The following is a 9,604-nucleotide window of genomic DNA, read 5'->3' on the forward strand; positions in this document are numbered from 1 at the left end:
CGCTCAGGCCGTGACGACCTGAGCCGTGCCGATGCCGGCGTCGGGCCCCATCTCGGCAGCGAGACGGTTGGCCTCTTCGATCAGCGTGGCGACGATCTCCGCTTCGGGCACGGTCTTGATGACCTGGCCCTTGACGAAGATCTGCCCCTTGCCGTTGCCGGAGGCCACACCCAGATCGGCCTCGCGCGCCTCGCCGGGTCCGTTGACGACACACCCCATGACGGCGACGCGCAGCGGCACGGTCATATCTTTCAGTCCCTCGGTCACGTTGTCGGCGAGCGAGTAGACGTCCACCTGGGCACGGCCGCAGGAGGGGCACGAGACGATCTCGAGCTTGCGTTCGCGCAGATTCAGCGACTGCAGGATCTGGTGGCCGACCTTGACCTCTTCAGCGGGCGGAGCCGACAGCGACACGCGGATCGTGTCCCCGATCCCCTCCGACAGGAGGATCCCGAAGGCGGTCGCCGACTTGATGGTGCCCTGGAATGCCGGACCCGCCTCGGTCACACCGAGGTGGAGGGGCCAATCACCCCGCTCGGACAACAGCCGGTAGGCCTTCACCATGATGATCGGGTCGTTGTGCTTGACCGAGATCTTGAAGTCGTGGAAGTCGTGCTCCTCGAAGAGCCCGGCCTCCCACACGGCGCTCTCCACGAGGGCCTCGGGAGTCGCCTTGCCGTACTTCTGCATGATGCGCTTGTCGAGCGATCCTGCGTTCACCCCGATGCGCAGCGACACGCCGGCGGCCTTGGCGGCAGCGGCGATCTCGCCGACATTGCCGTCGAATTCGCGGATGTTGCCCGGATTGACACGCACCGCCGCACAGCCGGCGTCGATCGCCTGATAGATGTAGCGCGGCTGGAAGTGGATGTCGGCGATGACCGGGATCTGGCTCTTCTTCGCGATGATGTGCAACACATCCGCATCGTCCTGCGAGGGCACGGCCACGCGCACGATCTCGCAGCCCGACGCCGTGAGTTCGGCGATCTGCTGGAGCGTGGCGTTGATGTTCGTCGTCGGCGTCGTGCACATCGACTGCACGCTCACGGGGGCACCACCGCCCACGAGCACCTTCCCGACCTTGATCTGGCGGGTCTTGCGACGGGGGGCGAGGACTTCGGGGACCTTAGGCATCCCGAGATTCACTGCTGGCACATCCCCCAGCCTACGCCGCACGGCCTGTGTGCGGCCCGTACCGCCGGGCGCGGAGGCGTTGTGATAGTTTCGGCCCATGTTCGCGAGCATCTCCTGGTGGCCCACCGCGTAGGCGGTGGGTGTTCGCGCGACCACACACCGCCTCCGGGCGGTTTTTTCGTAGGTGACCGCCCCCACGACGAAAGATCGACGATGACCGGGCACACTCCCCTCACTCTCGCGGCCCTGACGGCCGGCCGGATCCCCTTCGCGCTGATCGCGCGTGACGACACCACGGTCGAGCTGCTCACGGGCGACGTGGTCGATGTCGACCTGCTGGCGGACATTCCGCTGACCGATGCTGCGGGCGAGCGCCGCGAGGTGCTCGCCCTGGTCCCGTTCCGACAGGTACGCGAGCGCGGCTTCGAATGCCACGATGATGGTGCGCCGCTCCGCTGTCTCGTCGTCACTCAGCACGACAGCATCAGCCGCGCCGACGCGCTCGCCCAGCTGCCGACCGCTCCTGTTCCGCTCGCGGACGCGGGGTTCGACATCGCGGACGAGGATTACGCCGAGATCGTGCGGCGCGTGATCGCGGAGGAGATCGGACGCGGCGAAGGCGCCAATTTCGTGATCAGGCGGGATTTCACGGCGCGAGTCGATACGGATGCCGTGACCGCCGCCCTCACCTGGTTCCGCGCGCTCCTCGCTCAGGAGAAGGGCGCCTACTGGACGTTCGCGGTCGTCACCCCCGGCCACATCGCCGTCGGAGCGAGCCCGGAGGCGCACGTGAGCGCCCGCACCGGGGCTCCGGCGGAGCCCGGCTACAGCACGGTGACGATGAACCCGATCTCGGGCACCTTCCGCCATCCCGCCGGGGGCGCGACGGCCGAGACGCTCACCGAGTTCCTCGAGTCGACGAAAGAGACCGAGGAGCTCTTCATGGTCGTGGACGAGGAGCTCAAGATGATGAGCGCCGTCTGCTCCGACGGCGGGCGCATCACCGGTCCGCACCTCAAAGAGATGTCGCGGCTGACGCACACCGAGTACATGCTGCGCGGCCGGAGCACCCTCGATCCCCGCGACATCCTGCGCGAGACGATGTTCGCACCCACCGTCACCGGTTCGCCGATGCAGAACGCATGCACGGTGATCGCGCGTCACGAGACGCGACCTCGGGGGTACTACTCCGGCGTGGCTGCGCTCTTCACCCCCAGCCCCGACGGGACCGGCCACGATCTCGACGCCCCCATCCTCATCCGCACCGCCTACCTGGTGGACGGGATGCTGCGCGTGCCGGTCGGCGCAACCCTGGTGCGTCATTCCGACCCCTACGGCGAGGTCGCCGAGACGCACGGGAAGGCCGCCGGCGTGCTGGGCGCCATCGGCGCCGTGGCCCGCGACGCCGCGGCGGAGGCGGCCGATGAGGTCGACCCTGATGCGCCGGTCGTTCCGCGCACCCGGCTGGCCGACGACCCCGAGATCGCCGCGCTGCTGCAGTCGCGCAATGCGCGTCTCGCGGCGTTCTGGCTGAACCCCCAGGACGCGGCGCCCGACGGAGCCCTCACGGGACGGTCGGCATTGGTGGTCGACGCCGAGGACCGATTCACGACGATGCTGGCCCATCAGTTGCGCCACCTCGGTCTCGAGGTCGCGATCGTGCCCTGGGACGAGGTCACCGATGAGCGAGTGGATGCCGCGGAGCTCGTCGTCTCCGGCCCCGGTCCCGGAGACCCCCGCGATCCGGAGAACGCGCGGATGATCCGCATGCGTGAAGTGGTGGCCCGACGGCGGGACTCGGGGCGACCGCTGCTCGCGGTGTGCCTCAGCCACCAGATCCTGGCGGACTCGCTCGGCATCGACCTCGCACCGCTGGCCGCACCCCACCAGGGGCTGCAGAAGACCGTCGACGTCTTCGGGACCGCCGCATCCGTCGGCTTCTACAACACCTTCACCGCTCGGGTCGCCCCGGGCGCGACGTCGATCGGTGCGGCGCAACTGGCCGCAGACCCCGAGACGGGCGACGTGTACGCGCTGCGCGGACCGGGGTTCGCCTCCATCCAGGGTCACCTCGAGTCGATCCTGTCCCGCGACGGGATGGCGACCCTCGAGCGACTCGTCACGCACGCGCTCACGCCGGTCGACGCCTGACCCGACGCGCACCCGGCCGCCGGCTACTGGATGATCGAGACCGGGTTGATCAGGTCGGCGAGGATGAGGATCGCGCCCATCCCGACCAGCAGGATCACGACGACGAACGTGACCGGCACCAGCTTGGTCGCGTCGACGGGCTGGGGGGCTCCGCGACGGAAGATCTTCGACCACGCGCGCTTGAGACCGTCCCACAGCGCCACGACGACGTGACCGCCGTCCAACGGCAGCAGTGGGACCAGGTTGAACACGAACAGGGCGATATTCAGCGATGCGAGCAGACCGAGGAAGCCTGAGACGCGGTTCAGGATCGGAGCGTCCGACGCCGCGACCTCGCCCGCGATGACTCCGGCCCCGACGACACTCAGGGGGCCGTTGGGGTCGCGCTCTCCGCCCGTGAACAGGGTCACGGCGGTGTCGTACACCTTGACGGGCAGCTGCCAGATGATTCCGGCGACAGCGCCGACGTTCTGCAGAGCGGCCTCGGGTCCTGCCCAGATCGGCTGCGGTGTCAGAGCGGATTGCGGACGGATCCCGATGAAGCCGACCTCCTGCGTCTGAGGATCGCCCTCGGCGTCGAGGACCGCGTTGCCCGAGGCATCCGTCACCGCCACCGTGTTCTCCAGGGGAGTCACCTGCAGGGTGAGCGCCTGTCCGTCACGGGTGACCACGACGTCGAGCTGCGTCGCAGGTGAGACGCGGATGATGGCGGATGCCTCGGCGAACGTCGCCACCGGCGTTCCGTCGATCGACTCGATGACGTCGCCGGGACGGATCCCGGCCGCCGCGGCGGGGGCGACGGGGTCGGACGAGGAGCAGTCCGTGCGGTCCTCGGCAGCCGAGATGACGCATTCACTCACGCTCGCGACGGTGGTCGTCGCCTGCTGGATGCCGATGCCGCTGAACACGATCGTGAAGAGCAGGATCGCGAGCAACAGGTTCATGAACGGCCCGCCGAGCATGATGATGATGCGCTTGTACACGGGAAGCTTGTAGAAGACCCGCTCTTCCCCGGCGAGGAGGGTCTCGTCGTTCGCGACCCGGGCATCCTGCACGAGGGTGGCGAAGAAGCCGCCCCCCGCACGACCCTCGAGCCGGCCCTCCGCGGCAGCGGCGCGTTCTTTCGGAGACGGCGGGTACATGCCCGACATCGAGATGTACCCACCCAGCGGGATGGCCTTGAAACCGTACTGGGTCTCGCCGTATCGCCGAGACCAGAGGGTCGGTCCGAAGCCGATCATGTACTGACCGACGTGCACGCCGAATCTTTTGGCGGGGACGAGGTGGCCGATCTCGTGCAGCGCGATCGACACAGCGAGCCCCACGATCATGAGGAGCAGTCCGATGACGAAAGCGACGACGGTCACACGCACACGCTACCGGCGCGCGGCTTAGGGTTGGCCGTGCGCCGGGAGACCCGACGCTCTGGTACGAATGAAACCAGACCGATCCCGGAAGGTCCCCCATGTCGCCGCGTCAGCTCCGTGCCCTTCGGGGCACCGCTGTCGCGTCGGCGGCCACGGTCATCGCCGCGGTCGCCCACACTCTCGGAGGCGGCGGGGCTCCTGCTCCGGCCTTCGTGCTGGCTCTCGCGGTGCTCGCGTCGCCGATCTCCGTGGCGCTCGTCGGCCGGCGGCTCTCGACGGTGCGCACGGCGCTGGCCGTCGCGACGAGCCAGGTGCTCTTCCACGTCGCCTTCGCCGTCGTCGGCGATGTCGCTCCTTCCGCCGCGAGCCCGTCTGCGGGCCACGCGCACGACATGTCGACGATGCTCGCTGAGGCGACGGTCGCGTCCTCGGGCGGGGACGTCGGCATGATCGGCGCCCACCTGCTCGCCGGCATCGTCACGGCAGCGCTGATCCTCCGCGCCGAGCGTGTCATCCGCGCCGTCGCGGGCGGCGTTCGTCGGATGCTCGACCGTCTCTCCTCCGCGCCGATGCCCCGCCCGGAGCCCGAGTCCGCTCGTCCTGTGGTGCGCGTCATCGCACTGCCCGCCTCGACGTACCGCTCCGACGTCTCCCGGCGGGGTCCGCCGCCACGGTTCGCGCGCGCTGACGGCGCGTCCCGGGTTCGCGCGCGCTGACGGCGCGTCCCGCATCACTGCCGCGCACGGCGACGCCAGGCATCCCGTCGTCCGCGCGGGGCGCCCCGCGCCCTGCGCAGGGTCGACGTGGCGCGTGCGCCGCGCTCGTCTGCGCGCCGTCGACGTCCCGGACGAGGCAGCCCTCCGTCCGGCGCAGACGACGCACGCGGAGCCGCGCGGGCCGCGGCATCCGCTCATCATCGACATCTTCTCGGCACGGTCCATCGACCGCGCTCACACCGAAAGCGAAAACTCCATGCACACCACACCGTCCATCTCACCCCTCACCGCACACCGGCGCCGCGCGCGTGCTCGCCTCGTGACGGGCATCACCGCCGGCGCTCTGCTCGCGATCGCGGTCCCGCTCGCCGCATCGGCTCACGTGCACGTGACCCCCGAGGAGGCGGCAGCAGGAGCGACCTCCTCGCTCACCTTCTCGTTCAGTCATGGCTGCGACGACTCTCCGACGCGCGCGCTCGTCTTCGACATCCCGGAGGGCGTGGGCAATGTCACGCCGGTCGCTCAGGGCGGGTGGACCATCTCGCGCGACGTCGGCAGCGACGGCGTCCCGACCCGGGTGACGTTCTCGAGCGACCAGCCGATCGAGTCCGGCATCAAGGCGACCGTCTCGATGGACGTCCTGTTCGACGAGTCCACCGCCGGCAGCACGGTCGCCTTCCCCCTCACTCAGGAATGCGTCGAGGGCTCCACCGCCTGGACCGAGATCCCCGCGGAGGGTGCCGATGACGAGAGCGTCGAGAACCCGGCGCCGGCCGTGGCGGTCGGCGATGTCGTCGCCGAAGGAGACGAGCACGGGACGACGGATGCCACGGCCGACGGCGACCATGCTCATGCGCAGACCTCGACCGACACCGCGGGCGCGGCATCCAGCGCCGCGACGGCAGACCCCGTGGCGCGGTGGCTCGCCGGCGGCGCGCTGGCGGCAGGCCTCGCCGCGGTCGCGATGAGCCTGCTGCGCCGCCGCCGTCCCTGAGGCCGCTCGGCCGCCCGTCCGCACCGTCACCCGTTGACGCCTGACGCGCACGAGCGGTCGCGACACGCCGTCTGCCCCGCGAGGCACACGGCGTGTCGCGGCCGTTCGCCGCACCGACACCGCCCGGTGGTCGCGGCACCTCACGAGCGTGGTCGCTCGATGAGAGGATGGACGCGCCATGTCGACTGCTGACGCACCCACGAACCTCCCGCCCGTCCTCCGACCGGAGAATCCGCCGGAGCGCTCGCTCACCGAACTCGCGAGCCGGTTCGCCCGCGAGGTCCGGGGTGAGACGGACGGCATCATCGTGACCGGCATCACGCTGGCGACGGCCGATCTGCGCCCCGGCGAGGCATTCGTCGCGATCCGCGGCGTGAACCGCCATGGCGCGGAGTTCGCCTCGGCGGCCGCCGCGAAGGGTGCCGTCGCCATCGTCACGGATGCCGGGGGCGCGGACATCGCGTCGGAGTCAGGGCTTCCCGTGCTGGTCGTCGACGACCCGCGCGGAGCACTCGGCGACCTCTCGGCGTGGGTCTACGGCACGGGCCAGGACGATGACCTCCCGCTGCTGTTCGGAACGACCGGTACGAACGGCAAGACCAGCGTCTCCCACCTCCTCGAGGGCATCCTCGGTCAGCTGGGCGTGATCTCGGGCCTCTCCTCCACCGCTGAACGACACATCGCGGGTGACGTCATCGTCTCGAGGCTGACCACCCCCGAGGCTTCCGAGATGCACGCCCTCCTTGCGCTCATGCGCGAGCGCGGAGTCGAGGCCGTGGCTGTCGAGGTCAGTGCGCAGGCGCTCTCCCGTCGCCGTGTCGACGGCATCGTGTTCGACGTCGCCGGGTTCACGAACCTCACCCACGATCACCTCGACGACTACGCCGACATGAGGGAGTACTTCGAGGCGAAGCTGCCGCTGTTCCGCGCAGACCGGGCACGCCGCGCCGTGATCTCGCTCGACTCCGCGCCGAGCGCGGAGGTCGTGGCCCGGTGCGAGGTGCCGTTCGTCACGGTGGGCACACCGGCGATCGCCGCAGACCCGGATGCCGCAGCATCCGCCGACTGGACGGTCGAGATCCTCGACGAACGTCAAGACGGCACCGAGTTCACGCTGAGCGGCCCCGACGCTCGGTCACTGCGGACCGTCGTGCCGGTGATCGGGCGCCACATGGCGGCCAACGCCGGGCTCGCGATCGTGATGCTGCTCGAGGGCGGTTACGGCTGGGACGCGCTGACGGCGGCCCTGGACGGCGGCCGTATCGACGCCTACCTGCCCGGCCGCACGCAGCTGGTCTCGGGAGAGCGCGGACCGGCCGTGTTCGTCGACTTCGGGCACTCCCCCGACGCCTTCGAGAAGACCCTCGCCGCCGTCCGGCGGGTCACGCCGGGCAAGGTCGTCATGCTGTTCGGCGCCGACGGCGACCGTGATGCGACCAAGCGGCACGACATGGGACGCACGGGAGTTGAGGGCAGCGACATCCTCGTGATCACCGACCACCACCCTCGACATGAAGATCCGGATTCCATCCGCGCGACCCTCATCGAAGGTGCGAGGATCGCGCGACCGGATGCCGAGATCCTCGAGTTCTCCCCCCCGGAGCGCGCGATCGTCGAAGCGGTGGCGCTCGTCGGCGAGGGCGATGCGATCCTGTGGGCGGGCCCCGGACACCAGGACTACCGCGACATCCGCGGTGTGCGCACGCCCTACTCGGCGAGGGAGCTCGCCCGGCGCGCGCTGCGGGCTGCGGGCTGGCCCGTCCCGGAGCCGCATTGGGCGGTGCCGTATCCGGATGACCGCGTCATCGCGTCCGACCCGGAGCGCCCGATCGACTGAGCACGGGCCGACGCGGCGCGAGGTCCCGGGTGACCGCGCCTTCGATCATTCGCAGGAATCGCGGGGCTGGAGTCGCGTCGCGAGGTGACATCCGCCTCACCCGCACCACCGTTCCTGCGTATGGTTGCGCCCGCGGACACGTGCCGTGCCGGCACGCCCCCCTCAAGACGCGGCTATCGCCGTGTCGGCTGTGCGGCGGGCCCACGCTTCGGCCTCGGCCAGCGACTCGCGGGTGAGGGACTCGGGAGCCTCGTGGCTGTCCAGCACTCGGGAGACGGTGTCGACGATCCCGGTGAAGGACAGTCGGCCTTCATGGAAGGCGTCGACGGCCTGCTCGTTGGCCGCGTTCAGCACCGCGGGGTAGGTGCCGCCCGCTCGGCCCGCCCGCTTCGCGATCGAGACCGCGGGAAAGGCGCTGTCGTCGAGCGGCTCGAACGTCCAGGAGGATGCGACGGTCCAATCCAGCGGCCGCCCCACTCCGCCGACCCGATTCGGCCAGTCCAGCCCCAGCGAGATCGGCAGGCGCATGTCGGGGGGCGATGCCTGGGCAAGGGTCGAGCCGTCGACGAACTCGACCATGGAATGGACGATCGACTGGGGGTGGACGACGACGTCGATGTCGTCGTAGTCGACGTCGAACAGGAGGTGCGCCTCGATGACCTCGAGGCCCTTGTTGATGAGAGTGGCCGAGTTCGTGGTCACCATGCGGCCCATGTCCCAGGTCGGGTGGGCGAGAGCCTCCGCCGGCGTGACGTCCTCGAGAGATGCGCGGGATCGTCCTCGGAAAGGACCGCCGGATGCTGTCAGCACGAGTCGCCGGACTTCGGAGCGCTCCCCGGAACGCAGAGCCTGAGCGATCGCGGAATGCTCGGAGTCGACCGGCACGATCTGACCGGGCCGAGCGACGCCGCGCACGAGGTCGCCCCCCACGATCAGGGACTCCTTGTTGGCCAGCGCGAGGGTGCGGCCGGTCTCGAGAGCGGCCAGAGTGGGCCCGAGGCCGACCGACCCCGTGATGCCGTTGAGCACGACGTCCGCTTCGACGTCGCGGACGAGTTGTTCCGCCTCGACGGCGCCGAGGGCGGTGTGCTCGACATGGAAGGCCTCGGCTTGGGCGAGCATCTCTTCGCGCCGCGTCCCGGCCGAGAGCCCGACCACCTCGAAGCGTCGCGGATTCGCGCGGATGACGTCGAGCGCCTGTATGCCGATGGACCCCGTGGACCCGAGAACGATGACGCGCCGCATCCCGTCAGCCTATCGGCGGGGTGCGGCGCGTCGCCCTGCCGCACGTCGCGCGATCATGCCGTGACGGACGAAACCCCCTGCCGGGGGGGGGGGGGGGGGAGGGGGGGGGGAGTGGTGAGGGCGAAGCGGGCGGACCGCCGGGGTTTCTGCTCTGTTTCCG

The 9,604-nt window shown here is 70.2% G+C and carries 7 protein-coding genes; 4 read left to right on the forward strand and 3 right to left on the reverse strand.

Going from position 1 to position 9,604, the window contains the following annotated elements; all coding sequences use genetic code 11:
• Positions 1-3 precede the first annotated feature (3 nt).
• Complete coding sequence (ispG, locus tag ACFM35_RS08085; RefSeq protein ID WP_378840646.1) at positions 4-1,155, reverse strand: flavodoxin-dependent (E)-4-hydroxy-3-methylbut-2-enyl-diphosphate synthase; 1,152 nt, start codon at positions 1,153-1,155, stop codon at positions 4-6.
• A gap of 192 nt (positions 1,156-1,347) precedes the next feature.
• Between ispG and ACFM35_RS08090 the strand changes: the two genes are divergently transcribed.
• Positions 1,348-3,285: an anthranilate synthase family protein gene (locus tag ACFM35_RS08090; protein ID WP_378840648.1), complete on the forward strand. Its 1,938-nt coding sequence runs from the start codon at positions 1,348-1,350 to the stop codon at positions 3,283-3,285.
• Positions 3,286-3,308: 23 nt separating this feature from the next.
• Here ACFM35_RS08090 and ACFM35_RS08095 read toward each other — a convergent pair whose 3' ends face one another.
• A complete protein-coding gene (locus ACFM35_RS08095) occupies positions 3,309-4,652 on the reverse strand; it encodes a M50 family metallopeptidase (protein WP_378840651.1) in 1,344 nt (447 codons plus the stop codon).
• Between the two features lie 98 nt (positions 4,653-4,750).
• Between ACFM35_RS08095 and ACFM35_RS08100 the strand changes: the two genes are divergently transcribed.
• The 3 genes from ACFM35_RS08100 to ACFM35_RS08110 all read left to right on the forward strand — a co-directional run bounded on the left by ACFM35_RS08100 (position 4,751) and on the right by ACFM35_RS08110 (position 8,199).
• Positions 4,751-5,368, forward strand: coding sequence for a hypothetical protein (locus tag ACFM35_RS08100; protein ID WP_378840653.1), 618 nt, complete (start codon positions 4,751-4,753; stop codon positions 5,366-5,368).
• A 94-nt stretch (positions 5,369-5,462) separates the two neighbouring features.
• Entirely contained in the window at positions 5,463-6,362 is a 900-nt protein-coding gene (locus tag ACFM35_RS08105; protein ID WP_378840655.1) for a DUF1775 domain-containing protein, read from the forward strand.
• Between the two features lie 178 nt (positions 6,363-6,540).
• On the forward strand, positions 6,541-8,199 hold the full coding sequence (locus ACFM35_RS08110; RefSeq protein WP_378840656.1) for a Mur ligase family protein: 1,659 nt from the start codon (positions 6,541-6,543) through the stop codon (positions 8,197-8,199).
• A 162-nt stretch (positions 8,200-8,361) separates the two neighbouring features.
• Here ACFM35_RS08110 and dxr read toward each other — a convergent pair whose 3' ends face one another.
• On the reverse strand, positions 8,362-9,444 hold the full coding sequence (gene dxr, locus ACFM35_RS08115) for a 1-deoxy-D-xylulose-5-phosphate reductoisomerase (RefSeq protein ID WP_378840659.1): 1,083 nt from the start codon (positions 9,442-9,444) through the stop codon (positions 8,362-8,364).
• Positions 9,445-9,604: the final 160 nt, after the last annotated feature.

The sequence above is a fragment of the Microbacterium songi genome (genome assembly GCF_042747925.1).
Taxonomy (GTDB): Bacteria; Actinomycetota; Actinomycetes; order Actinomycetales; family Microbacteriaceae; genus Microbacterium.

Bases quoted from the DNA above. Each gene is read 5' to 3' on its own strand.
- ACFM35_RS08090 (WP_378840648.1), top strand. From the start codon at position 1,348: ATGACCGGGCACACTCCCCTCACTCTCGCGGCCCTGACGGCCGGCCGG.
- ACFM35_RS08100 (WP_378840653.1), top strand. From the start codon at position 4,751: ATGTCGCCGCGTCAGCTCCGTGCCCTTCGGGGCACCGCTGTCGCGTCG.
- ACFM35_RS08110 (WP_378840656.1), top strand. From the start codon at position 6,541: ATGTCGACTGCTGACGCACCCACGAACCTCCCGCCCGTCCTCCGACCG.
- dxr (WP_378840659.1), bottom strand. From the start codon at position 9,444: ATGCGGCGCGTCATCGTTCTCGGGTCCACGGGGTCCATCGGCATACAG.